Here is a 23,909-nt window from a genome sequence, read left to right as displayed (position 1 = left end):
AGACTTGACCCCTTTGCCCCTTTGCTGAGGCAGACTGTCATGTCAAGACTTGACCCCTTTGCCGTGGGTGAAGACGCCGTCCCAGTCCGGGGGTGGGGGGTGCTGGTGGAAGCGGCGGCAGCGGTCGCGGTAGAGGCAGTAGAGCAGGCGTTTGGGGTCGGCCTGGTGGAGTTCTTCGAACTGTTGGGCGGCGGCGGTGAACTGGCCCTGGCGGTAGAGGTTTAAGGCCTGGTGGTATTGGGCAAGGGCGGCGGTGGTGGCGGGGTCAAGTTCGGCGGCCGGGCCCAGGGGTTCGAAGATGGCCACCGGCCGGGCCTTGCCGCTTACCCGCACCAGGTCCAGCTCGCGGCAGGCATAGTCGGGGACCAGGTCACGGGTGTGGCGGCTGATGACAATCGGAACCCCGTAGAGCTTGGTCAGCCCCTCCAGGCGGGCGCCCAGGTTGACGGCATCACCCATCACGGTATAGGCCATGCGGAATTCCGAGCCCATATTGCCGACGTTCATGGGGCCGCTGCTGAGCCCCACCCCGATGTGGATGGCCGGCCAGCCCCGGGCTTGGAATTTTTCCCGGATGGCCGGCATCACCGCCACCATATCCAGGGCCGCCTGCAGGCCGTGGCGGGCGTGGTCGGCATCGTGCAGCGGCGCGCCCCAAAAGGCCATGATGGCATCGCCCATGTACTTGTCGATGGTGCCCCGGTGCTGGTGGATAATGCGGGTAAGGGGAGTGAGCATGTCGTTCATCAGCCGCGACAGCTCGGTGGCTTCCAGGTTTTCGGAGATGGCGGTAAAGCCCCGCACATCGGAAAAAAGCACCGTCATCTCACGGCTTTCGCCGCCCAGGGCCAGGTCGTCGGGCCGGAGTGCCATTTCCTTAACCAGCTCCGGCGGCACGTACTGGCTGAAGGCCTTGCTGATGAAGCGTTTCTGGCGGCCTTCAAAGAAATAGTTGCTCAGGGTGACCACCATGAAGATCAGCACCAGGGTGGCCAGCGGGTAGACCAGCCCCACCACCTGGTTTTGCAGGAAAAAGAAGTAGTAGTTGCCGGCCACTGCGGCGATGATCAGCCCCAGGGCGGCCAGGCCGCCGGCCAGCGGGCCGCTGTAGACCAGCAGGAAGGTAAGCAGCAGGCCGCCGCCGATGACGGTGGCGTGGGTAAGGCCGATTTCGGTGTAGATGTCGTGCACCAGGGGGTCGCCGGCCAGGATGTTGTCCACCACCGTGGCGTGTACTTCGACCCCGGGGAAGACCTCGGAAAAAGGGGTGGCGCGCAGGTCCGAGAGGCCGGCGGCGGAGGTGCCGACGATGACGATTTTATTTTGGAAGATCTCCGGCCGGCGGTTCTCCAGGGCATCCACCGCCGAAACGTAGGTGAAGGTGTAGGGCGGCCCCCGGAAGTTGGCGCTGAGCTGGCCCTGTTCATCGGTGGGGATGTAGCGCGGCCCCACTGACACTCCCAGCAGGGCATGGCGCCGTTCGCCGTAGGTGAGCTCTTCGGCATGGATGGTCAGGGTTTCCTCGCCCAGCCCGAGGCGGGCCAGTTCCAGGGCCAGGGAGGGATATGGGATACCGTCCATGCTCATCAGCAGCGGCACCCGGCGGACGGTGCCGTCGACATCGGGGAAGACGTTGAAAAAGCCTTCGCTCAGGGCCAGGGAAACCTCCGGCACATTGAGGATGGGGCGGTAGGCGGCGATCAGTTGCAGGTCGGTGAAACTCAGTTCCGGGGGAGCCAGTTGGATACGGGCGGCGGGGAACGGGGCCTGGTGGGGGTCTTTCAGGCCATCGTCCCGGCGTTCAAAAACGTAGCCCAGTACCGACGGCCAGGCAGCCAGGGTTTCGCCCAGAACCTGGTCGTGGTCGAGTTCGCCGGCGGTCAGCAGTTGCTGCAGGGGGGAGTCGGCCAGGGCCCGGGGGTGGCGGTCGGCCAGGTCGTGCAGCAGGGTGGCCGGCGAGGTGCGGTCCGGTTCGGCAAAGACCATATCCAGCCCGATGGCCACCGCCCCGCCGGCCCCGATATTGGTAAGCATTTGCGCCACCTGGTGGCGGGGCCAGGGCCATTGCCCCACCTCGCGCAGGCTGCGTTCGTCAAGATCGACGATGATCACCCGGTCGCCGGCGGGTACCGCCCCGCGCCAGTGGAACATGGTGTCCACCACCCGCTGGTCCAGGGCCTCCAGCAGCCGGGGCTTTTCGGTGCCGAAGGAATAGAAAAAAGCGACGGCCGCCAGGATAACCAGGCAGCCGATCTTGAAGGGGGTGGGGCGCAACAGGGAGCGGAACCGGGCCATCAGCCACCCGCCCCGGTCACCGGTCGGCCGGTTGTAGCCGAGCCCTGCAACCGGCCGCCGGCTTTTGCACTATTCAAGATTGCCTCCGAAGATTCCCAGATATTGGGCAGAACCGGTGTCCGCGTGGAAATTGCCGCCGACGGATTCGGCGTTGGGGCCGAAAAAGGCGCCGCTGATCCCGCCGGAAGCCGTGAACGGTTCATTTACAAAATCATAAGCCGAAATGATATCGGCTGCAAAACCGTCGGCCGTTAATGCCGAATTCCCGCCGATTTCCAGGCCGACAACATCCGGGAAGACAATGCTGCCATCGATGGCAGCGGTGCCGAAGTTGATGTTCAAGGTAGTCTGCCCGTTGTACAGGTCTTCCATGGTGTCTGCAAAGATCATCAGCCCCTCGGCTCCGCCTGTATACGTACCGGTGAAATTGTCACCACCGATCAGGTCATTCACCGTTTCCGCCGGGGTAAGCTCGCCGGCCACCCAAAAGGAGCCATGGGGGCTGAAAACATGCGGCGCCCCGTCCTGGTCCACATAAGCCAGTCCCCAGTAGCCCCAGGAAACGTGCTCGGCCAGTTCGCCGATATGATATTCGTAGTAGTAATCCTCAATGTTCTCAGAGTCGACGCCATCATCCTCAAAATCATAACCGTAGAAGTGCGCTTCACCGCTGCCGCCCAGCACCCCCTGCAGGTCGGTATCGCTGGCGCTGCTGATCTCCCCGGCCAGGAAGTTGTCGTTCACGTAAAAGCCGACCACTTCCAAACCGCCGATGCTGAAACCTGCCGTGGTTGCCGACTCGGCCTCAATGATCTCGCCACTGAATAACCCGGCCTGGCGGTCGATCTGCAGTTGAAAATCATCGGCTTCGGTGTTGCGGAACAACTCCGGCGGCGTGCCCGGCTCCGCCCACAGGTTGAAATCCATGGCGGTTACAAACCCCTGCCAGGTGGCGGAAGCAGACTGTTCCGGCAAGGTAAAGACGGGATCGCGAAAAGCGCCGCCCACCACCGACCAGTTTTCCACTTCATCGTTATAAAACAGGGCACTGGACTGCCCTTCGGCAACAACCCCCAGCCCCTGGTGATAAGTGCCGTAAAACTGGGCGAAGGTACCGCTGCCGGCGGTAACCCAGGCATCAACAGAAGATCCGTCGCCGTAATAGTTGTTTTCGTAGTCCAGGCCGAAAATTTTGGCCGCGGTCAGGGATGAGCCGTCCACTTCCGCCGTCAGGTAAACGGGGATCGGTCGGCCATAGTAGTGATCGTCATCCATGAAATAGCCGACCACCTTGCCGGTTTCCCAGTTCACCGCCACCGAGAAATCACCGAGAATTTCCTCCCATCCGTAATCCACGTCATCGACGGCGCCGGTGAAGAGACCGTGATAAATCGCGCCGCCGCTGACGGGCATTAGCTCGGCCGGGGTGTCCTGGCCGTAGAAAAACAATTTTTCACTGTAAGTCCAGCCTTCGTCTGTTTCGGTGTCTGACCAGTGTTTGTAAAGCCAGAACTCGCCACGGTTATCAACCATGGCAAAGCTGCTGCTAATATAAAAGCCTTCTTCATTTTCAGGTTCTTCAAATGAAAAATCACTGTAAGACCAGATCTCTCCGTAAGCCTCATCGCTAAAGCCATCCTGCTCATTCTGGGCCAGCAAGTCGGCTTCAATTTCCGTCAGTTCGGCGGGTTTTGCCGTCAGCACCAGATGTTCAACTGTCGCCTCTAATTCCGTGCCGTCGTACACGATCTCAATGCCCCGGCCGGAATACCCGGCAGCCTCTGGTTCAGTGGGTTCCGGTTCAGTGGTTTCCTCCTCCACAGTCTGTTCCAGTTCCTCCTGGCCCGCTTCGGTGGTGGTTTCACTTACCTGCTCCACCGTGGTGTCGGTGGTCGGGGCCGTGGCGGCGGCGACCGGGGTCTCGGCGCTGTCCGGCTCGTCAAGGGCGGCTTCTTCCCACTCTTCCTCGGCCGGTTCTTCGGCCGCCGCCTCATCTTCCGTCGCCCCCTCCTCGGTCGTCTCTTCCTCAGTCTCTTCCTCGGGCTCTTCCTCCTCCAGGGCGTCCAGATCTTCCTGGGTGAAGACGGCCGGCGGGGTCGGGGCGGTGGTGCGGGAGGCTACCCTGGTACCCATGCCGGGGGTGGTGATTTCCACCGTGCCCGCCGGGTTGCTGACGATGATCCCGGTGCCGCCCTGGAAGACCACCGCCAGGGCACCGTCGCTCACTCGGCCGGCGTACATGGAACCACGGATGCCGATGGTGGCCGCCGGGGTGTCGGTGGTGAATTTCTCCGGCGAGGTGCGGGCCACGGAGCCGCCCATTACCCGGAAGGCCCCCTGGTTGACCCGGGTGTTCAACGCCCCTGCCTGCTGGTCCCACTCATATTCGGCAATCTCCAACTCGGCGTTGATGCCCAGGCTGATGATGGTGTTGTCGGTGAACATCAACTGCAGCCGCCCCCGGGGGCCGGTGCGGATGGTATCGTCCACATACACCGGCGCCTTGATGGCCAGCGCCCGCTCCGCTCCGGCGGTGTCCACCGCCACCGCCGCGCCACGCAGGGCCACCACTGTGGCTACTTCGGCGGCCGCCGCGATAGCCGTCCCGGCGAGCAGACAAACCAGGGCGGCAAGAAAAACCACGGGCTGTAACAGAGTGCGCTGAAACATGGAATTCACTCCTCTTAAGCTTCGCTGGCGGCCGCCGTTGCCGGCAAAGCCCCCGGGGGCCCGGTGACAAACAGCGTGCCGGGCGGGCAGATTAAAATGTATAGGTAAGGGCCAGGTTGGCTACGCCTTTGGTGTATTCGAACAGCTCGATATTGGATTCAGCATCGGTGTAAGCGTAGCTGAGCTGGCCGGAGAAACTGCGCCGGGAATCGCCGGAACGCCAGAACACCTTGGAAACCCCGAGGCTGTAGAACATCGACTCATCCTTGCGGGCTTTGTTGAACAGCGGGTAGTCGTCATCGTAGTCGGTTTCCTGATAGCGCATCGCGGCAAAGGCGGCAAAATCGGCCGGCAGCTTGCGATCATAGCGCAGGGTGACACGCCGGCGATCGTAGGAGTGGTGTTCGACATCGGCATCGTCGGTTTCATAGCCCAGGGTCAGGCCCAGCCGGTTGTCGCCGTGGCTGAAGACCGGGCCCAGGCTGATGAGCAGGTTGGTGGAGTCCCGGTCGTCGTTCTGGTAAAAATCCCGATCGCGCAGCTCAATGCCGCCGTTGAGCGCCCACTGGGGCGAAAGCAGCCAGGTGGCGCCGGCGGACAGCCCGGCCATGCCCAGGTAGCGGTCAAAACCCAGGTCAACATGGGTGAAGCTGACGGCGGCCTGCAGCAGCAGGCGGTCGCGGCGCCAGGTGGGGCCGGTGCTCAAGCCAAACAGGTTGAGGTCCATGTCGTTGGCGCTTTCATGGAAGGCGTTGTAATTGGTGAAGCTGGTTTTCCAGTTCAAGGGGCTGTTGTAGCGGGGCCGGTAGATGTGGTTGACCACCAGGTTGGTGTTGAGCAGCCAGTTGCTTTTTTCCTCACCGTCCAGGTCAAACTGGAAGCCATTTAAACGTACCGTGTCGTTGCCCGGGAAGGTGTTGACGTTGTCGTCATGCCCCACCCCCACGGTGACCAAACCGTTTAAAAAATGGCGTTTCTCCGCCGCGTCCATGGCCGCCAGAAAACGTTGAATGTTCTGCCAGACGGCCTCCGGCGGGTTGGTGGCCAGCACCTCGTGGAAGTACTGGCGGGCCAGTTCCCGGGAACCCAGGCGCATGTACGAGCGGGCCAGTTCCAGCTTGGCCCGGTTGGCCTCCGGATTATGCAGCAGCACCCGCTCGTAGGCCATCACCGCCTCTTCGGTGCGGCCGGACTCGAAGGCGGCGCGGCCCAGCATAAAATTGATCTCCGGGTGGCCCGGGTCGGCCCGGAAAGCGCTGTGCAACAGTTGGTAGGCCTCGTCATACTGCCGTTCGGCCAGCAGTTGGCGGCCGGTGGCAACCGGGTCGGCCGCCGCCGGCAATGGGGTGGAAAACAGCACCAGAGCCAGCAGGGCCAGCGCTGCAAGGCAACAACCGAATCTTTGTTTTTCCATTATAAACCGCCCGCCTGAACTTAAATAAAGATGGACTGACAAACATAAAGATGGACCAGCAAAAAACCATGCCTGATTAGACGTGATTGCGCCTGGTTAGCAAACACCTGACCGCCCTCCCCCCATGTCCATATAGTTAACCGGCAACCAACTTGTCAAGCCTCAATTTGGCCGTCGCCGGGCCGGAGTAGAAAGGAAAAAGGGGCAAAAAACATAATATTTACCCCAAATTTACTCAAAATTTACCTGTTTATTTCCTACTTATCTTCGATAAAAATGGTAAGAGATACTAATAAAGGTTATATTGCGGATCAGATCGGTTGCTCGAGCCGATTCAACTCATAGATCACGCATCGATCACACGGTAATTATTTCATGCGCATTGTACCTCTTGGCTTTTCAACCGGCCGCCGGCTTGGCTTGGCGGCGGCCGGGCTGCTTTTATTTTTTTTGCTGGTCTGGCAGCCGGGCGTCGGTTCACCCGGCCCGGCAACGTCCGCCGCTGCCCCGGCAGCCTGGGCGGCCGCGAAGACCCCCGAGGGGGCGACCCGCACCGTTCGCGAGCCCATCAGCCCCATTCCTCGCCGCATTGACTACGATCCGGCCAAGGCCGAGCTTGGCCGGCGGCTGTTTCACGAAACCATGCTCTCGGTCGACCACAGCGTCTCCTGCGCCTCCTGCCACGATCTGGACGGCGGCGGCCACGACCCGCGCCCGGTATCCATCGGCATCCACGGACGGGAGGGCAACATGGCCTCGCCCACGGTGTTTAACGCGGTCTTCAATTTCCGCCAGTTCTGGAACGGCCGGGCCGTCGATCTGCAAGAACAGGCGGCCGGTCCGCTGCAGGATCCGTTGGAAATGGGAATGAGCAAAGAAGAGGTGGAGCAGCGCCTGTCCGCCGACCAGGATTACCGTACCACCTTTGGCCAGATCTACGGCGGCCGGCAGGTGCGCTTTGAACAGGTGGTTGACGCCCTGGCCGAGTTCCAGCGGGCCCTGATCACCCCGGACAGCCCCTTCGACCTTTACCTGCGCGGAGAGGCGGTGCTCCAGCCCCACCAGCAGCTGGGTTATCTGGAGTTCAAGGAACTGGGCTGTGTTACCTGCCACAACGGGGTCAATATCGGCGGCAATTCCTATCAGCAGATGGGCGTGATCTATCCCCGCGAAGAGCGGAAAGACCGGGAAATCCAGGATCGTCGGGCGATCACCGGCCGGGAGGCGGACCGCCAGGTCTTCAAGGTTCCCACCCTGCGCAACATCGCCCTGACCGCCCCCTACTTCCACGACGGCTCCGCCGCCGACCTGCCGGAGGCCCTGCAGATCATGGCGCACCACAACCTGGGAGTGGAACTGACCTCGCAACAGATTTTTGCCCTGGTCGCCTTCATGGAAACCCTGACCGGCCAAAAGCCGGCCATCTTGAGATAAAGCTATGAACCCTGAACGGGAACACACGGCAACTGCGGAAAACCATAGCCCTGGGCTGCGCGCCAAAATCTATTTTACCATTGCCGTCGCCCTGCTGGTGGGCGTGCTGTTTGCTTATTACAGCAAACAGGCCAAGGAACAAACCACCACCCGGCTGACCCTGATGAGTGTGCTGAACCAGTTGGACCACCAACAACAGGAACTGGACGGTGAAATTTTGCACAGCGGGTTTTTCCTGTTCCACGACTACGACCGGCTCCACGCCATGCTGGCGAGGATAGATAAATCTCTGCAAGACACCACTGAACTGTACTCCCAAGTGGCCTTGGACAAGGATTCCCCGGTACCGGAACTGCTGGCCGCCTATCACGCCAGCCTGGCCGACAAGGAAGAGTTGATTTTCCGATTTCTTACCGCCAATTCGATGCTGAAGAACTCGGCCATGTACGTGCCGGGGCTGAGCCGCCGGATTATGCTGGAGCATCCCGGAATCAGCCACGATTACCATCGCCTGCTCACCGACCTCACCTCGGCTCTGTACCTGGCCCATAACAGCATGGACCCGGACTTGCTGGGCGCTATGGCCCAACCTCTGGAGGGGCTGGCCGGCCACCGGCCGCAAAACGAGGGGTTGCAGCAACTGCACCAGGCCCTGCTGGCCCATGGCCGAGTGTTTAACAAAACTTTGCCTGACTACAACCACCTGCTCAATGCCACTATGGACTCCAGCGGGGGCAAGGTTCTGAACCAGTTGCAACAGGCCCTGCAGGAGGAAAACCGGCGCTGGCTGACCCGTCTGAACTCACTTTCCTACTTGTTTTTTGCCGCTTTTATGGGGTCGGTGGTATTAATTATTCTGCTGCTGTTCAAAACCGAGCGGGAAAACCAGGCTCTGAACCGGATGAGCAACGCTCTGCACCGGGCCGCTACCCGGGACCAGTTGACCGGCCTGGCCAACCGCTTCGCCTTTGATTCCGATCAGACCCGCTGCCGTCACCCGCTGCTGCTGCTGATCAACATCGACGACTTCAAGCATGTCAACGATTTGTACGGGGTCCGGGCCGGCGATTACGTGCTCAATGAGTTGGCCGCCATTTTCCGGCAATTGTTGCCGGAGAGCCCCTGGGGGGATTGCTACCGGCTGGGCGGCGACGATTTCGGACTGCTGTTGGATGAAGAGAAGGAACAGATAGCCGCAGAAGAGCTGGCCCGCCGGGTTCTGACCGCAGTGGGCCAGGCCGAATTCAACTACCGGGATCAGCCCATCCGGGTCAATGTCTCCCTCGGCATTTCCCGCCTGCGGCCCCTGCTGGAAACCGCCGACCTGGTCCTGAACGAAGTCAAAAAACATCGCCTGGGCAGTTTTCTGGTCTATCAGGAAGAGCTTAATCTGCAGGAACGTATTGCCGGCAACCTGGAGGTATTGGAAAACGCCCGTCGGGCGCTGAACCAGGATGATGTACTGGCCTATTACCAGCCCATTGTCGATAATACCAGCGGCGAGATAATTAAATATGAAGCTCTGGTGCGGCTGCGCAACCCCGACGGCCAGGTGCTCTCGCCGGTGATGTTTTTGGAGGTGGTGAAGGAATCATCGCTGTACCCGGAGTTCACCCGCCGCATGGTGGATAAGATTTTTGCCGATTTTGCCGACTGCCGGTACGGTTTCTCCCTCAACCTGTCCATTGCCGATATCCTGGAAAAGGAGGTGCGTGATTACATCATGGCGAAAGTCCGGGACTATCCCGAAATGGCCCAGCGACTGACCTTCGAGATTCTGGAAAGCGAGGGGGTGGAAAACGTGGAGCCGGTACAGGCCTTTATCGAGCAGGTAAAGGCGGCGGGCTGCCAGATTGCCATTGATGACTTCGGCTCGGGATACTCCAACTTCGCCCATATTCTGCAGTTTAAAGTGGACAGCATCAAGATCGACGCCTCCCTGATCCGCAATATCCACCAGGATCAGCAGGCCCGGGTGCTGGTCCGCACCATTGTCGATTTCTGCCGCCAGCTTGGCATCCGCACCGTGGCCGAGTTCGTGCACTCGGAAGACGTGCTGCGGGTGGTCAAGGAGCTGGGCATCGACTACTCCCAGGGATACCACCTGGGCCAACCCACCCCCCACTGCCGGCCGGAATAGCCGACAAAAAAAACGGGGGCAAAAGCCCCCGTTTTTTGCTTGCTGAACCGTGGTTAATCAGCGGTTCTGCTCTTCCTCGATCATGCCCATGATCTGCGCGTGCAGTTCCGGCGAGGTATTCATGGCATTGGCGATGGCGTTGTAGGTCTGTACGTCCAGGCCTTCTTCCTCCACGGTGGCCACCATCTCTTCGTTGGCCTGCCGCTGCAGCTCAATGGCCTTTTCCTGGTCCTGCACCCCTTCCAACTGTCCGGCGTACTCCTGCTGGATCTCCTGGAGATGCACCGAGGCCACGGCAAAGCTCTGCAGGGTGGACTGGTCAAAATCCTGCGGCGCCGCCTGCTCGCCCATGCCGGGCTGACCGCCGCCGGAGCCGGGGTAGGCCATTACCAGGCCGGGAACGGCCAGCAACAGAATAAAAAGGGCGCCGGCCAGCAGACCTTTGCTGATTCCCTTGCTTTCGATGGTTGCAACTTGCTTGCTCATTTAATGATACCTCCTGAAAAGTACTTTTGACCCTTTGGGGCCATGGTTCCGGCACTCGCTCCGAGCGTTTCCCATGAAACGTTGGCGCTGGCACCGCTTCTATTCGCCGCCGGGAAGCTGACCGGACCATGCCTGGTCTGCGATTCGCCACCCCGCGCCGCGTTGGTTGCCCTGATTAGTTGCAACCACGATGCCAACGTTGACAAGTCCCTCCTTTTTTCTTTGGTCTTTGTATATCGTATTGTTTGAGCGGTATAAAAAACAACCTACCCAGACTTCCCCCTGGGTTTGACCCCATGGCCTCAATGTGTCATAATGGCGCATGAATCATTATGGAGGTTAACGATGACACAAGCATGGCTCAAGCGCGGTTTCAGCCTGCGCCTTACCCTAATTCTATTTCTGGTGCTCCCCCTGCTGCTGCTGCTGGGCGCGGCTTCGCTCTCCGGCCTGCGGGGTCTGGAGAACCGGGTGGAATTACAGATGCAGAAAGACATCGAGCTGATCGCCCGGGCCATCCGCGGCCCCCTGGAGCACGCCCTGGAATTTGAGCGCCAGCGCAGCCTGGACCGCACCCTCTCTTCCGCCTTTCGTTTCAGCGAGGTATACGGGGTTTATGTCTACGACCGAGAAGGACGCCAGGTGGCGGCCAGCGGGCCGACGGAACCGGAAGTACAGCGACGGGAACTGGTGCAACTGGCCGCCGAGGGCGATCGCCTGGGCGGCTACGATGAAGCCGACGGGGAAGAGGTTTATTCCTATTTCGTGCCGCTGAGCGATTCGGTGGGTCGCACCCTGGGGCTGCTGCAGCTCACGCGGGACGGCAGTCAGTTCAAGGACGATATCATGCAGGCCCGCCACCGGGCCCTGCTGTTGCTCAGCCTGCTCAGCCTGACCCTGCTGGGGCTGGTGCTCTTTGCCCACCACCGGATCATCGGCGCCCATCTTACCGCCCTGGTGGAAAGCATGGCCCGCATTGCCGCCGGCGAACGACGGCATCGGGCAACCCCCCTTGGCCCCACCGAGATTCGCCAGTTGGCGGTGGGGATGAACAACATGCTGGACAGCATCGCCGCGGGGGAGGCGCAACTTGCCCGCCAGCGGGCGGAACAGCGGCAACTGGAAGAGCGACTGCGGCAGTCGGAAAAAATGGCGGCCATCGGTGGTCTGGCCGCCGGGGTGGCCCATGAACTGGGCACCCCACTGAGCCTGGTGGCCGGCAAGGCACAGCGGATGCTGCGCCGGGAGCAGAACCCGGACAACGCCGCCGCTTTTCAGGAAATCCGCCGGGCGGTGGAACGGATGAGTCATATTGTCCGCCAGTTGCTGGATTTCGGCCGTACCAACCAGGACCGGCAACCCCGGCGCAAAATGGTGGACGCCGCCCTGATCGCCGGCAACGCCGCCGACCAGGTGCGGGAACAGGCCACCGCGGCAAAAGTCGAACTGGTCCTGGCGGGTAAGCAGCCGCCGCCCCGCCTGCGGCTGGACCCCATCCGCATGGAACAAGCTCTGGCCAATCTGCTGCTCAATGCGGTCCAGGCCTTCGAGGGCGCCGCCCCCACTTCCCCGCCCCTGGTTCGCCTCACCTGGTTCGGTGACGATCAGCAGGCTGGTTTCACCGTCGAGGATAACGGCCCGGGCGTGGCCGAAGAACTGCACTCCCGCCTTTTTGAGCCTTTTTTTACCACCAAGGAGGTGGGTCACGGCACCGGCCTGGGCCTGGCGGTGGTCCACAGCGCGGTGCAGGAGCACGGCGGCGGCATCGAAATCGGCCGCAGCAAACTCGGTGGCGCCAGCTTCACCTTGCACCTGCCGGGTGAAAATCAGTAAACGGTGGCAGCCCGTTGAGCCTGGCCGGGAGCAAAAGGTTACAAAAAATGTAACTGTCCAGCAGCACCCCATCTTCCGGCGATCAGGTCGGCTTGAGTACCTGATGTACGCTTCGCCGACCTGGCTTACCGCAACCTGGGGCACGGCTGAACAGTTACGTGCCAGAATGAGCTGGATGTACCAAAAAATATGGACACAACAGAAAAAATATTAATTGTTGAAGATGACCGGGGGCTGCGCGAGCTGCTTGGTGAAGAGCTGACCGACGCCGGATTCAGGGTCCGCAGCGCCGGCGATGTGCCGACGGCCTGGGCCCTGGTGCAGAGCTGGCAGCCGGACCTGGTGCTAAGCGATCTGCGCCTGCCCGGCCCCGACGGCCTGGAGCTGCTGGAGCGGCTCGCCGCCCTGCCGCCGCCCCGGCCGGCGCTGATTATCATCACCGCCTTCGGCACCGTCCCCCAGGCGGTGGAGGCCCTGAAAAAGGGGGCCGATGATTTTCTCACCAAGCCTTTGGACCTGGATCATCTGTTGCTGTGCCTTAAGCGGACGCTCGAAACCCGGCGGCTACGCCGGGAAGTGGAGCATTTCCGGGAACTGCTGGGGCGCGGGGAGGAGGATTTCCACGGCATTATCGGCCGCAGCGGCGTCATGCGCCGGCTCTTTGCCGCCATCGGCCAGGTGGCGGCGGCCGGCGGCCCGGTACTGATTACTGGCGAAAGCGGAGTGGGAAAAGAGCTGGTGGCCCGGGCGGTGCACGCCGAGAGTTCCCGCGCCGCCAGCAAGATGATTGCCGTCAACTGTGCCGGCATTCCCGCCGAACTGGCGGAAAGTGAGTTTTTCGGGCACGCCGCCGGAGCCTTCAGCGGGGCGGAAAGACCCCGGCAGGGGCTATTCCTGGAGGCCCAGGGCGGCACCCTGCTGCTGGATGAAATCGGTGAATTGCCCCTGAACCTGCAGGCCAAGCTACTGCGCATCCTGCAGGACGGCCGTCTGCGGCCGGTGGGTTCCGACCGGGAACAGCAGGTGGATGTAAGGATTATCGCCGCCGGTAACCGGGATCTGGAAGCAGAGGTGCGGGAAGGCCGTTTCCGGGAGGATCTTTATTACCGCCTGGAAACCTTCCGCCTGGAGGTGCCGCCCCTGCGCCGGCGGGGAGACGACCTGGAACTGCTCTGCGCCCGTTTCATCGATCTGTTCGCCACCAGAATGAACCGCCCGGCCCGCAGCATTTCCCCCGACGCCCTGGCCCGCCTGCGCCGTTATACGTTCCCCGGCAACGTGCGGGAACTGAAAAACACCATGGAGCGGGCGGTGGCCTTCTGCCCGGGGCGGGAGATCGGCCTGGAACACCTGCCGGAACGGGTACGGCGGGGCACCAACAACGGCCGGCTTAACGGCGAGGAGGATTGGCCAGGAGCAAGCCACCCCGGCGACCCGGCCGGCCTGACCCGGCAAATGCTGCCGGAGTCGCCGGACGATCCGGGTGAGTTGCCCTCGCTGGAAGAAGTGGCCAACCGCTACGTCCGTCTGGTGCTGGAACAAGTGGACGGCAACAAACGTCGGGCCGCCCAAATCCTGGGCATCGGCCGGCGCACCCTTTACCGCCGCCTGGACGACCCATAAAAACCAGTCAGCACCGCAGGTTGCGGCGATCGGCCCGCTTGCCGCAACCTGCGGTGCTGACTGGCTTTTATCTTCTTGGGGATCGCCTCGGGGTTTATTTACTGTTGGTGGCCAGGCGACAGAGCTTGCTGCCTTTTTGCTGGCAGGCGATGGTCAGTTGAGGCTGGTGGGGATGATGGGTGATGGCGGCCAAGGCGGCGTGGACGGCCTGGGCGGCCAGTTCGGGGGTATTGTTGGTTTCACTGAGATGACTCAGAACCACCTGACTTAAGCCCGGATGAAGCAGTTCCGTCAGCAGTTCGGCGGCTTCGTGGTTGGCCAGGTGGCCGTGGCGGGAACGAACCCTTTGCTTCAGGGCCGGGGTGTACGGGCCGGCGGCCAGCATCTCCGGGTCGTGGTTGCATTCCAGCACCAGGGCGTGGCAACCGGTTAAGCGGTGGCGGGTCAGGCGGGAGACCATGCCCAGGTCGGTGCAGTGACCCAGCCGCAGGCCGCCGGCCTCCAGCAGGAAACCCACCGGTTCGGCGGCGTCGTGGGAAACGGCGAAGGGGTGAATCCGGAGATCCCCGCAGTAAAAAGCAGCGCCGGAAGTGAACTCATGGACGGCGGCGGGACTACCCAAGCCTTTGGCCGCCGCCTGCAAAGTAGGGCGATTGGCGTACAGGGGCAGATGATAGCGGCGCGACAGCACCCCCGCTCCCCGGATATGGTCGCCGTGCTCATGGCTAAGCAGGATGGCGGTGAGCCCGGCCGGGTCGATGCCCAAGGCGTCCAGCCGGGTTTCGATTTCCCGGCCGGAAAAACCGGCATCGATCAGCAGCCGGGTCGCACCGGCTTCCACGTAAGTGGCATTACCCTTGCTGCCGCCGCCCAGTACGCAAAAAAACAGCTCTTGCAGGTGGCCGCCGGCGTCAGTTCCCTCGGGCATAAGGTCTACCTTTCAGCCATCCAGGGCGCGCCAGTCCAGCGCCTCTTCGTCGTCCTCGGCCACCGGCCCCAGGGCAGTGGCGCTCAGGGGGCGGGCAAAGAGCTCCGTCGCCAGTTGCCGGATATCCTCGGCGCTGACCCGCTTGAGAGCGCCAAGGATCTCCTCCAGGGGCAGAGGGCGACCGTGGGTGATGATGTTGCGGGCCAGGCGGGCCATCCGGCTCTCCATATTCTCCTCGGCCAGCAGGATCACCGCCCGGGCGTAATCGCGGGCCTCGGCCAGTTCCTCGTCGCTGAGCCGCTGTTGGCCCAGGCGGCGGACCTCCTGTCCCACCACCGCCAGGGCCTCGTTGGCGGCCCGGGGATCAATGCCCAGATAAATGGCCAGGGCGCCGCTGTCGCTGTGGGAGTTGACATAAGAAAAGACGGCGTAGGCCAACCCCCGCTTTTCCCGGATTTCCTGGAACAGTCGGGAACTCATGTTGCCGCCCAGCACCGTGTTAAGCAGGTGCAGGGCATAACGCTCGGGGGCGTTTTCCGCCGGGGCGCTGACCCCCAACACCAGGTGGGCCTGTTCCAGATCGCGGTTGATAATTTGGCGGCTGGGCTGGGGCCGCACCGGCGGCTGGCGGGAAAAATCAGGACCGCCGGAAACACTGCCGCCGGCGGCGAGCTGGTCCCAGCCCTGTCGGCAGAGTTCACAAAAATGTTGGTGATCCACCTGACCGGCGGCGGCGATGACGATCCGAGAAGGTTGATAATGGCGGCGATGGAAGTCGCGGATATGACCTGGAGGAAGGGCGCCGATCACCCGGGGCAGCCCCAGGACCGGGTTACCCAGGGTATGCCGGCCCCAGAACTGGCGATTGAACAGGTCGTGTACCAGGTCGTCGGGGGTATCTTCCACCATGGCGATTTCCTGCAGAATCACCTCCCGTTCATGCTCCACCTCGGCCGGGGCAAAGTTGGAGTTGAGCACCATGTCGGTGAGCAGGTCCACCAGTTGCGGCAGTCGTTCGGCCAGCACCGTGGCGTGATAACAGGTGGCTTCGGTGGAAGTGAAGGCGTTGGCGGTGCCACCCATAACATCAAACTCGCGGGCGATCTGGTGAGCCGCCCGCCGCTGGGTGCCCTTGAAGAGCATGTGCTCGACAAAATGGGAACAGCCGTTGGTCAGATCGTGCTCGTCCCGGGCCCCTACCTGCACCCAGAACCCCACCGAGGCCACCCGCGACGGGGTGGCCTCGGTGACGATCCGCACTCCATTGGCCAGTGTAGTTTGCTGGATCAGGACTTATCCTCATTCAGCAAAGCTTTGCGGCTCAGCCGGATTTTGCCCCGGGAATCGATCTCCAGGACCTTGACCATCACCTCGTCGCCCTCGTTGAGCACGTCGGTGACCTTGTTGACCCGCTGATGCTCCAGCTCGGAGATATGCACCAGACCGTCGGTGCCGGGCAGGATCTGGACAAAGGCGCCGAAGTCCATGATCTTCTGGACCACACCCTTGTACACCTTGCCCACCTCGGCCTCGGCGGTGAGGCTCAGCACCTCTTCCTTGACCTTCTCGGCGATCTCGCCGGAGGGGGCGAAGATCTTGACCTTACCGTCGTCGGTGACATCCATCTTGATGCCGTACTCGGCGGTGATGGCCTTGATCACCTTGCCGCCGGGGCCGATGAGGTCGCGGATCTTGTCCGGGTTGATGGTGATGCTGAACATCTTGGGGGCATGGGCCGGCACGTCGCTGCGGGGTGCGTCGATGGCCTCCTTCATTTTGCCCAGGATGTGCAGCCGCCCTTCCCGGGCCTGGTTCAGGGCCTGGCTCATGATCTCCCGGGACACCCCTTCCAGCTTGATGTCCATCTGCAGGGCGGTGATGCCGTCTTCGGTACCGGCCACCTTGAAGTCCATGTCGCCCAGGTGATCTTCATCGCCCAGGATGTCGGAAAGGACGGCGATGTCGTCGCCTTCCTTGATCAAACCCATGGCTATGCCGCTCACCGGTTTTTGCAACGGCACCCCGGCATCCATCAGCGACAGGGAAGCGCCGCAAATGGTGGCCATGGAGGAGGAACCGTTGGATTCCAGTACCTCGGAGACCACCCGGATGGTGTAGGGAAAGCTCTCGGCATCCGGCAGCACCGCCTGGATGGCCCGCTCGGCCAGGGCGCCGTGGCCGATATCCCGTCGGCTGGGGCCACGCAGGAAACGCACCTCGCCGACACAGTAAGGGGGGAAGTTGTAGTGCAGCATGAAGGGCTTGAACGACATGCCGCTCAAAGATTCAATGCGCTGCTCGTCCTCGCCGCTGCCCAGGGTGGCGCTGACCATGACCTGGGTCTCGCCGCGGGTAAACAGCGCCGAACCGTGCACCCGGGGCAGCACCCCCACCTCGCTGCTGATGGGCCGTACCTCATCCAGCCGGCGGTTGTCGATCCGCACCCGTTCTTTGGTAATGCGCTCCCGGATCATCTGCTTCTTGAGATCCTTGAGATGCCCCTTGGCTTCCTTCAGCTTGATCGGCAGCTCGTCACCGGCTGCGGCGGCCAGTTCTTCCTCGAGAGCCGTCAGCACCTTATCTGTCAGTACCGCGTCGGCTTCGCCCCGCTCCTGTTTGTCGATGGTGGTGATCACCCGGCGCATGTCGTCGGCGGCCAGCTCGTGCACTCGCTGGCGCAACTGCTCGTCCACCTTGGGTGCCGGCACCTCCATCTTGGGCTTGCCCGCCGCCGCCTGCAGTTCATCCTGCATGGCCAGCAGGGGCTGCAGGGATTCGTGGGCGAAGAAGATGCCGTTTTTGACCTCCTCCTCGGAGAGGCTGGCGGCCCCGCCTTCCACCATCACCACCGCCTGCTTGCTGCCGGCCACGATGAGGTCCAGGGTGGAGTTCTTGCGCTGCTCCTGGGTGGGGTTGAGGACATACTCGCCGTCCACCATGCCCACCCGCACCCCGGCGATGGGACCAAGAAAGGGAATGGAGGAGACGCCCAGGGCCGCCGAGGCGCCCAGCATGGCCATCAGGCTGGGATCGTTCTCCTGGTCGGCGGAGAGCACGGTGGCGATAATCTGGGTTTCATGGCGGTAACCGGCGGGGAACAGCGGCCGCAGGGGGCGGTCGATGATCCGGCAGGCCAGGGTTTCGTTGTCGGTGGGGCGGCCGATTTCACGGCGGAAGAAGCTGCCGGGAATCCGACCGACGGCGTAGAAGCGCTCCTGATATTCGATGGTCAACGGCAGAAAATCGAGATTATCCTTGGGCTCGCGGGAGGCGGTGGCGGTAACCAGCACCACGCTCTGGCCGTAGGTTACCAACACCGAGCCGCCGGCCTGCTTGGCCAAACGACCGGTTTCGATGGTGAGGTTTCTGCCGGCAAGTTCAATACTTACTTTCTTTTCCATGTTTTCCTTATCCTTCCTTTTCCTTATTCCTTGGCATACAGCTTAGGTCGTATCTCCCTTGAAATGCGACCTACACAAAAACGTAATCGTTCAGCAGCACCGCATCTTCGGGCGATCAGCCGGGCTTGCGTACGCGGAGTACGCGGCGCCCGGCTGCTTGCCCGAATCTACGGCACTGCTGAACGATTACGACCCGTTATAATCGATTGGTTATCGGCCTGGTGAACAGTTACCAAAAAACACGGGGGTCAGATCTTGCACAGACCTGACCCCCCCCCATCGCGGCATCCCGGCTCAGTATTACTTGCGGATGCCCAGGCGCTGAATCAGATTACGATACCGTTCAACATCCTGGTTTTTTACATAATCCAGCAGGCGGCGGCGCTGGCCGACCAGCTTGAGCAGGCCCCGCCGGGAGTGGTGATCTTTCTTGTTAACCTTGAAGTGCTCGGTCAGGTAGGTAATCCGGGCGCTCAACAAGGCGACCTGTACCTCGGGCGAACCGGTGTCCTTGTCGTGGGTGCCGTATTCGGCCATAATGGCCTGTTTGTCTTCAACTGTCAGGGTCACGATGAAACTCCTTAAAAAAAATTAAACATTCGGGAGATGGTCAGCGGTTACCGGCCATTCCTACTTAACGGCGCAACAATCAACTAACAACTAACAACTAACGCCTAGCTCTACATACTCAAATCCGCCCCGACCGTCAAGGTTTTAGTAGTTGGCCCTGGTGGGGTTCGACCTGGGCGTTGCCCTGCAGCCGGGCTTCGACTTCCGGTAACTCAAGGGCATGGGCGGCAAGAGCGGCGGCGGCCTCGGGTTCCAGCAAACGCTCGCCGGGCAGGGCCTGCTCCACCTGGAAATCCCCGCTGGCCAAGCGGCGCAAGGCCGCCAAATGAGCGCCGCAGCCCAGGTTTTGCCCCAGGTCGTGGGCCAGGCTGCGGATGTAGGTACCCTTGCTGCAGCGCACCCGCAGCACCGCCCGGCCCTGCCGACGGTCCAGTTCGATCAGTCGCAGTTCATGGACCAGCACCCGGCGGGGCGGCTTGCTGATCATCTCGCCCCGACGGGCGTAGCTGTAAAGGGGTTTACCTTGGTGCTTGGCGGCGGAAAAGGCCGGTGGGCTCTGCCACAACTCGCCCCGGAAGGATTGCAAAGCCTCTTCCAGGCCGCTGAGGTGGCTTGCCGTGACCGGGTGATGCGCCAGGATATCCCCTTCCGGGTCATGGGTGGTGGTGGCCACACCCAACTGCACCGTGGCTTCATACTCCTTGTCGCCGACCATCAGGCGATCAACCAGGCGGGTGGCCGGGCGGCCGATGCAGATCAGCAGCAGGCCGGAGGCAAAGGGGTCCAGGGTGCCGGCGTGGCCGACCTTCTTGATACCGGTGGCCCGCCGTACCAGTTGCACCATGCGAAAGGATGACGGCCCCGCCGGTTTATCCACCGGCAGCACAGCCCCATTCAGCACTTTTCCACCACGGGTTCCAGGGCCCGCAAAAGCTCGCCGGAGAGTTGCTCAATGGAGGTATCGAATCGCTTGAAGCCGGCGGCGTTACGGTGGCCGCCGCCACCGAACATGGCCGCCACCCTGGAGACATCGTAACCCGACCCCTTGGAACGCAGGCTGACTGTAACCATGCCGGCTTCCGCCTCTTTCAGGAAGGCCGCCACCTTAACGCTGGTAAGGGCCCGGGGGTAGTTGATAAAACCTTCGGTATCCTGGGGTGCGGCCCCGGTTTCGGCAAAGAAACGCTGGGGGGCGCTGATCAGGGCGATACGGCCGCCGCAGTGCAGACTCAGTCCTTCCAGCACCCGCTGAAACAGCCGCAGCCGGGCCAGGCTGTAGTTATCGAACAGTTTGCCCGCCACCTCCGCCGGTTTGACGCCCTTCAGCACCAGTTCCCGGGCCACCCGGAAGGTTTCGGCGGTGGTGGAAGAATACTTGAAAGAACCGGTATCGGAGACAATGGCGGTATAGAGGCAGTAGGCGGCCTCGGGGGAAATCTCCGCCGCCAGGGCCATCGCCAGGTCGTAAACCATTTCCCCGGTGGAGGCCCGGTGGGGGTCAACCCAGCGCCGGTCGCCAAAATCCTGGTGGCCGGCGTGGTGATCAAGCACCAGGAAGGGCTTGATGGCCAGCAGCGCGGTCATGTTTTCACCCAGGCGATGAGCATCGCCGCAATCAAGGGCGACGGCGCAGTCGAACGCGGTAAGATCGGGCAGCTGGGTGGTGATCTCCCCGGCGCCGGGGAGAAAGTCGTAGAGGTGGGAAACCTCCGCCTCACCGAAGAGGCAAACCTCTTTGCCCATACCCCGCAGGACCATCCCCAGACCAAGCTGCGAGCCCAAAGCATCGCCGTCGGGGTGGACGTGAGTCAGCACCAGTACCCGCCGGGCCTGCTGCAAGACCTCGGCTATTTCCATCACCGGCAATGTGTTCATTCCCGTTCATCTTCCTCGGCGTTGATTTCCTGGAAGATTCTCTCCAGTTTTTCCTGTTCGGCCAGTGAGCGATCCCGCTCGAAAATCAGGGCCGGCACCACCCGCAGGGCCAGATTTTTGGCCAGGCTGCGCCGGATGAAGCCCTTGGCGCTTTCCAGACCTTTGGCCGCTTCGGCGGCGACGGTCTCGTCAAAAACACTGTAGTAAAGCCGCGCCTGGCTGAGATCGGGGGTCACCGTGGCCCGCAAAATGGTCACCTTGACCACCCGGGGATCCTGGATCTTGCTCACCAGCAGGCTCGCCACTTCCTGGCGGATCTCGTCGGCGATCCGGTCCGGGCGGCGTTTGCCGGAACGGACCGGGAGGCCCGGCAGGGGGGGGACAACGGCTTTACGACGGGCGGCACTCATCTTACAGCTCCGGTTGGATTTCCTTCATGACAAAAAATTCAAATACGTCGCCTTCCTTGATGTCGTTAAAGTTGCGCAGCGAAATACCGCATTCGTACCCGCTGGCCACCTCCTTGGCGTCGTCCTTGAAGCGCTTGAGTGAGGTGAGCTGGCCGGTGTGCACCACCACCCCGTCGCGCAACAGCCGTACCTTGGCGTTACGCTCGGCCTTGCCATTGGTGACGTAACAGCCGGCAATGGTGCCCACCTTGGAGACATGGAAGGTCTGGCGCACCTCGGCCGTGCCGATGACATCTTCGACAAACTCCGGCTCCAGCAATCCTTCCATGGCCTTTTTAATGTCCTCAAGGGCGTGGTAGATGACGTCGTAAAAACGCATATCCACCTTTTCCCGCTTGGCCAGTTCCTGGATCCGGGCATTGGGCCGGACGTTGAAGCCGATGATCAGTGCTTCGGAAGCGGCAGCCAGCAGTACGTCGGATTCGGTGATGGTACCGGTGCCGGAGTTGAGCACCCGGACCTTGACGTTGTCGGTGGAGAGCTGCTCCAACGAGGAGGTAAAGGCCTCCAGGGTGCCCTGCACGTCGGCCCGCAGGACCACCATCAGTTCCTTGACCTCGCCTTCCTGCAGGCGGTCGAAAAGGTTCTCCAGGGAGATCTTGCTGTCGGTGGCCAGTTCCTTTTCCCGCATCTTGAGCTGCCGCTCGGCGCCGACGCTTTTGGCCATCTTGTCGTCCCGGACCACGACAAATTCGTCGCCGGCCTGGGGCACACCACTCAAACCCTGGATTTCCACCGGGATGGAGGGCCCGGCCTCCTGCACCTGCTCACCTTTGTCGTTGATCAGGGAGCGGACCTTGCCGGCAAACTGGCCGGCCACAAAGGCATCACCCACCCGCAGGGTGCCCTGCTGGACCAGTACCGTGGCCACCGGGCCACGGCCTTTGTGCAACTGGGCCTCCACCACGTGACCTTTGGCGTGGCGCTGGGGATCGGCTTTGAGTTCCAGCATTTCCGACTGCAGCAGAATGCTGTCCAGCAGCGCGGAGATCCCGATACCCTCCTTGGCGGAGGTTTCACAGTAAATGGTATCCCCGCCCCACTCTTCGCTCATCAGCCCCAGATCCGCCAGTTCACGCTGAACTCGCAGCGGGTCGGCGTTTTCTTTGTCGATCTTGTTGATGCAGACCAGAATCGGCACCCCCGCGGCCCGGGCGTGGTTGATGGCCTCCCGGGTCTGATCCATCACCGAATCGTCGGCGGCCACCACCAGCACCACGATATCGGTGACCTGGGCGCCGCGGGAACGCATCTCGGTAAAGGCCTCATGGCCGGGGGTGTCGAGGAAGACCACTTCCCCCTGGGGAGCCCGGACATAATGGGCCCCGATATGCTGGGTAATGCCGCCGGCCTCACCTTCGGCCACGTCGGTTTTGCGGATGGCATCCAGAATCGAGGTCTTGCCGTGATCGACATGGCCCATGACGGTGACCACCGGCGGGCGCGGCTTGAGTTCGCCGCCGCCTTCCTCTTCTTCCAGGTGGAGAATGGTCTGCTCTTCGGTTTTGCCCTGCTCCACCTCGTAACCAAATTCGGCTGCCACCAGGCCGGCGGTATCGAAATCCATGGCCTGGTTGACGGTAGCCATGACCCCCAGCCCCATCAGTTTGGCGATCACCTCGTTGGCCTTGGCGCCCATGCGGTGGGCCAGATCACCCACCGAAATGGTTTCATAGACGGTGATTCTTTTTTTAATGGCCTTGGTTTCGGCGGCAAACTGAGGTTTATCATGCTGCTGCTGTTTGCGTTTGCCGCCGCCCCGGCCACCCCGGCCCAGGCGTACCCCGGCCGGCACCAGACCCAGTTCGTCGAAATCCTCGGCCACCACTTCAGCCTTGCGCTTGCGTTTGCCCACCACTCCTTTCTTGGCCGGACCCCGATCAGCTTCCGGGGTGAACTTAACGAATCGCTTGCCTTTCTTTTTACCGGCGGCATCATCAGGATCGGGTGCCCCGGCCACCGGGGCCGGTTTTTTGCTTTTCTCCGGCTTGCGGGGTCGGGGGCGCTCGTCCGGGGTGGGGGTGATGGTAATGGCCGCCCGTTTGATCACCCGGGCCAGACCCTTGCGTTCCGGAGCTTCCGCAGCTTCTGCGGCTTTTTCCGCCGCCGGGGCCTCGGCCTCCGCGACGGGGGCGGCCGTGGTCGGCGCGGCCGGCGATTCCTCGGCCTCGGCCGGCGGGGTCGTACCCTCGGCCGGTGGGGTGGCCGGGCTTTGGTCATCCTTGGCCGCCGCCGGGACGGGTTGATCTTCGGCGGCAGCTTCCGGCTGTAGTTCCGTAGTTTTGGCCGGAGCCTCGGGCGGCGTCTCGGGAGCGGCGCCTTCCGGCGGTGCGGGGCTCTCGACCACCGGGGCGGCGGCCATTTCCTGCTCGGCCGGTTTTTCCGGTGCCACATCCGCCGGCGCGGCTTCTTCCATCGCCGCCGGCTCTTCCGGTGGCGGCACCACCGCCTTGCGGCGGCGGATAATGGTGCGGCGCCCCTGGTCCTGGATCCTTTTTTCCTTGGTTTCCGTCTGCAACAGTCCAAGCTTAACGCGAATCTCCCTGGCCTCATCCTCGGTCAGGGTGGAGCTGTGGGATTTCACCTGGTACCCATCATCCTGCAGACGGGCCACCAGCGCCTTATTTTCCAGCCCTGCTTCTTTGGCCAACTCGTATACGCGAACTTTCTTCATTCCATACTCCCGAAGAGAATCTTCCGACTCTTCGTCAATATCCCGGTCGGGGCGGTTTGCTCACCGCCCTGCGTACCGCAACTTTCGTGACCATCG

General features: G+C 62.1%; 16 protein-coding genes. 4 read left to right on the top strand and 12 right to left on the bottom strand.

Translation table 11 applies throughout. The features are described 5' to 3' along the window. Positions 1-42: 42 nt before the first annotated feature. From P0N66_RS11865 to P0N66_RS11855, 3 genes are all read right to left on the bottom strand, one after another. The gene (locus P0N66_RS11865) at positions 43-2,295 is read right to left on the bottom strand and encodes a CHASE2 domain-containing protein (protein ID WP_275805680.1); all 2,253 of its coding nucleotides are present in this window, start codon (positions 2,293-2,295) and stop codon (positions 43-45) included. A 69-nt stretch (positions 2,296-2,364) separates the two neighbouring features. Beyond that, the gene (locus P0N66_RS11860; protein WP_275805678.1) at positions 2,365-4,965 is read right to left on the bottom strand and encodes a FecR family protein; all 2,601 of its coding nucleotides are present in this window, start codon (positions 4,963-4,965) and stop codon (positions 2,365-2,367) included. A gap of 91 nt (positions 4,966-5,056) precedes the next feature. Then, positions 5,057-6,379, bottom strand: a complete 1,323-nt coding sequence (locus tag P0N66_RS11855; RefSeq protein WP_275805676.1) for a porin family protein — start codon at positions 6,377-6,379, stop codon at positions 5,057-5,059. Between the two features lie 375 nt (positions 6,380-6,754). Between P0N66_RS11855 and P0N66_RS11850 the strand changes: the two genes are divergently transcribed. Beyond that, a complete protein-coding gene (locus P0N66_RS11850; RefSeq protein ID WP_275805674.1) occupies positions 6,755-7,813 on the top strand; it encodes a cytochrome-c peroxidase in 1,059 nt (352 codons plus the stop codon). Between the two features lie 4 nt (positions 7,814-7,817). Continuing rightward, positions 7,818-9,953, top strand: a complete 2,136-nt coding sequence (locus P0N66_RS11845; protein ID WP_275805672.1) for an EAL domain-containing protein — start codon at positions 7,818-7,820, stop codon at positions 9,951-9,953. A 57-nt stretch (positions 9,954-10,010) separates the two neighbouring features. Here P0N66_RS11845 and P0N66_RS11840 read toward each other — a convergent pair whose 3' ends face one another. Next, on the bottom strand, positions 10,011-10,439 hold the full coding sequence (locus P0N66_RS11840) for a DUF4168 domain-containing protein (protein ID WP_275805670.1): 429 nt from the start codon (positions 10,437-10,439) through the stop codon (positions 10,011-10,013). A 345-nt stretch (positions 10,440-10,784) separates the two neighbouring features. Between P0N66_RS11840 and P0N66_RS11835 the strand changes: the two genes are divergently transcribed. After that, entirely contained in the window at positions 10,785-12,272 is a 1,488-nt protein-coding gene (locus P0N66_RS11835; RefSeq protein WP_275805668.1) for a sensor histidine kinase, read from the top strand. A 189-nt stretch (positions 12,273-12,461) separates the two neighbouring features. Beyond that, positions 12,462-13,895, top strand: a complete 1,434-nt coding sequence (locus P0N66_RS11830; protein ID WP_275805666.1) for a sigma-54-dependent transcriptional regulator — start codon at positions 12,462-12,464, stop codon at positions 13,893-13,895. Between the two features lie 94 nt (positions 13,896-13,989). Here the strand turns inward: P0N66_RS11830 and P0N66_RS11825 are convergent, their stop codons facing one another. The 8 genes from P0N66_RS11825 to infB form a co-directional block, all read right to left on the bottom strand. Beyond that, a complete protein-coding gene (locus tag P0N66_RS11825; protein ID WP_275805665.1) occupies positions 13,990-14,823 on the bottom strand; it encodes an MBL fold metallo-hydrolase in 834 nt (277 codons plus the stop codon). Between the two features lie 12 nt (positions 14,824-14,835). Beyond that, a complete protein-coding gene (locus P0N66_RS11820) occupies positions 14,836-16,083 on the bottom strand; it encodes a M16 family metallopeptidase (protein WP_275805663.1) in 1,248 nt (415 codons plus the stop codon). A 26-nt stretch (positions 16,084-16,109) separates the two neighbouring features. Beyond that, a complete protein-coding gene (gene pnp / locus P0N66_RS11815) occupies positions 16,110-18,224 on the bottom strand; it encodes a polyribonucleotide nucleotidyltransferase (RefSeq protein WP_275805661.1) in 2,115 nt (704 codons plus the stop codon). Positions 18,225-18,524: 300 nt separating this feature from the next. After that, a complete protein-coding gene (gene rpsO / locus P0N66_RS11810) occupies positions 18,525-18,788 on the bottom strand; it encodes a 30S ribosomal protein S15 (RefSeq protein WP_431190047.1) in 264 nt (87 codons plus the stop codon). A gap of 142 nt (positions 18,789-18,930) precedes the next feature. Continuing rightward, positions 18,931-19,695 carry a tRNA pseudouridine(55) synthase TruB gene (gene truB / locus P0N66_RS11805; RefSeq protein ID WP_275805657.1) on the bottom strand — a complete coding sequence of 255 codons (765 nt, stop codon included), beginning with the start codon at positions 19,693-19,695 and terminating at the stop codon, positions 18,931-18,933. Continuing rightward, positions 19,689-20,669 (bottom strand): DHH family phosphoesterase, encoded by a 981-nt coding sequence (locus P0N66_RS11800; protein ID WP_275805654.1) that lies wholly within the window; start codon positions 20,667-20,669, stop codon positions 19,689-19,691. Before P0N66_RS11800 ends, truB begins: the two co-directional genes overlap by 7 nt. Next, on the bottom strand, positions 20,666-21,079 hold the full coding sequence (gene rbfA / locus P0N66_RS11795; RefSeq protein WP_275805652.1) for a 30S ribosome-binding factor RbfA: 414 nt from the start codon (positions 21,077-21,079) through the stop codon (positions 20,666-20,668). The genes P0N66_RS11800 and rbfA overlap by 4 nt, the downstream gene beginning before the upstream one ends. A 1-nt stretch (position 21,080) precedes the next feature. Then, the gene (gene infB, locus P0N66_RS11790; protein WP_275805650.1) at positions 21,081-23,813 is read right to left on the bottom strand and encodes a translation initiation factor IF-2; all 2,733 of its coding nucleotides are present in this window, start codon (positions 23,811-23,813) and stop codon (positions 21,081-21,083) included. Positions 23,814-23,909: the final 96 nt, after the last annotated feature.

Origin of the sequence: Desulfurivibrio dismutans, assembly GCF_029210385.1 — a bacterium.
Classification (GTDB): domain Bacteria; phylum Desulfobacterota; class Desulfobulbia; order Desulfobulbales; family Desulfurivibrionaceae; genus Desulfurivibrio; species Desulfurivibrio dismutans.
Note: the sequence above shows the minus strand (reverse complement) of the source record. Positions and strands in the feature narration are given on the sequence as shown.

Excerpts from the sequence above, each read along its gene's own strand:
- P0N66_RS11855 (WP_275805676.1), bottom strand. The coding sequence starts at position 6,379 with ATGGAAAAACAAAGATTCGGTTGTTGCCTTGCAGCGCTGGCCCTGCTG.
- rbfA (WP_275805652.1), bottom strand. The coding sequence starts at position 21,079 with ATGAGTGCCGCCCGTCGTAAAGCCGTTGTCCCCCCCCTGCCGGGCCTC.
- P0N66_RS11860 (WP_275805678.1), bottom strand. The coding sequence starts at position 4,965 with ATGTTTCAGCGCACTCTGTTACAGCCCGTGGTTTTTCTTGCCGCCCTG.
- P0N66_RS11835 (WP_275805668.1), top strand. The coding sequence starts at position 10,785 with ATGACACAAGCATGGCTCAAGCGCGGTTTCAGCCTGCGCCTTACCCTA.
- infB (WP_275805650.1), bottom strand. The coding sequence starts at position 23,813 with ATGAAGAAAGTTCGCGTATACGAGTTGGCCAAAGAAGCAGGGCTGGAA.
- pnp (WP_275805661.1), bottom strand. The coding sequence starts at position 18,224 with ATGGAAAAGAAAGTAAGTATTGAACTTGCCGGCAGAAACCTCACCATC.
- P0N66_RS11845 (WP_275805672.1), top strand. The coding sequence starts at position 7,818 with ATGAACCCTGAACGGGAACACACGGCAACTGCGGAAAACCATAGCCCT.
- P0N66_RS11840 (WP_275805670.1), bottom strand. The coding sequence starts at position 10,439 with ATGAGCAAGCAAGTTGCAACCATCGAAAGCAAGGGAATCAGCAAAGGT.
- P0N66_RS11865 (WP_275805680.1), bottom strand. The coding sequence starts at position 2,295 with ATGGCCCGGTTCCGCTCCCTGTTGCGCCCCACCCCCTTCAAGATCGGC.
- P0N66_RS11800 (WP_275805654.1), bottom strand. The coding sequence starts at position 20,669 with ATGAACACATTGCCGGTGATGGAAATAGCCGAGGTCTTGCAGCAGGCC.
- P0N66_RS11850 (WP_275805674.1), top strand. The coding sequence starts at position 6,755 with ATGCGCATTGTACCTCTTGGCTTTTCAACCGGCCGCCGGCTTGGCTTG.
- P0N66_RS11830 (WP_275805666.1), top strand. The coding sequence starts at position 12,462 with ATGGACACAACAGAAAAAATATTAATTGTTGAAGATGACCGGGGGCTG.
- P0N66_RS11825 (WP_275805665.1), bottom strand. The coding sequence starts at position 14,823 with ATGCCCGAGGGAACTGACGCCGGCGGCCACCTGCAAGAGCTGTTTTTT.